The organism is Streptomyces goshikiensis (genome assembly GCF_014650555.1).
Lineage (GTDB): Bacteria > Actinomycetota > Actinomycetes > Streptomycetales > Streptomycetaceae > Streptomyces > Streptomyces goshikiensis.
Genome location: NZ_BMVE01000043.1, coordinates 1 through 708 on the forward strand (window position 1 = coordinate 1; position 708 = coordinate 708).

Genomic DNA, 708 nt, shown 5'->3' on the forward strand with positions numbered 1-708 from the left:
CGAGCATGGGGCGAGCGAGCCTTCTCAGGACAGTCATGTCTTCCTGCTGCCCAAATACGGCATGTCCACCCGGTCCCGCATTAGCCTGTCGCCCACCGCTCCGAGGACGAGGGTGCTCCCGTGGGGCTATCCCTCCTCCTGGCCGGTTTTCCGGCAGCGGTGACGGTGGAGCACGCGCGCGTCCGTGTACAGCGCCCTAGAGATCCTCTTCAAAGATCAGATCCAGCGTCCGCGGGGTGTTCATGCGGTGTCGTGCCGGCTGAAGATACGAGTCACCGTGACCGTGGTGGTGACCGGCTCCGCGACGCCGTGGGTGGCGAGGTGGGAGGTGACGGCGGTGCGTACCCGGTCGTGGACATGCCTGGCGGTGTCCAGGGCGCGATGGCTCTCGGCCAGGACGCAGCGCACCTCGATGTGCCATCCCGAACCGTCCGGAGCCCGGTCGGCGCGGATTCCCGCCTCGGGCGGCGCGGGGTGGGGTGTGGTGACCGGGTGGGTGGGCGCGGCCGCTGCCGCGAGGCGGTGGACGAGACGGGGTTGCAGGCCGGCCACACCTGGAACCGCGAGGGCCGCCTCGGCCGCGACGCTGAGGAGTGAGGCCGTGTCGGTGGTGGTCATGACGTGTCACCGGCTGTGGGTGGTTCTGGGCTGGGGGGTGGCCATGGCTGCAGTACGTCGACCACGGTGATGTCGACGGCCGTCACGGCC

Annotated in this window: 1 protein-coding gene; it reads right to left on the reverse strand. The window is 69.9% G+C overall.

Going from position 1 to position 708, the window contains the following annotated elements; translation table 11 throughout:
• Positions 1–240: 240 nt before the first annotated feature.
• Positions 241–618, reverse strand: coding sequence for a hypothetical protein (locus IE248_RS37050; protein ID WP_190033151.1), 378 nt, complete (start codon positions 616–618; stop codon positions 241–243).
• Positions 619–708: the final 90 nt, after the last annotated feature.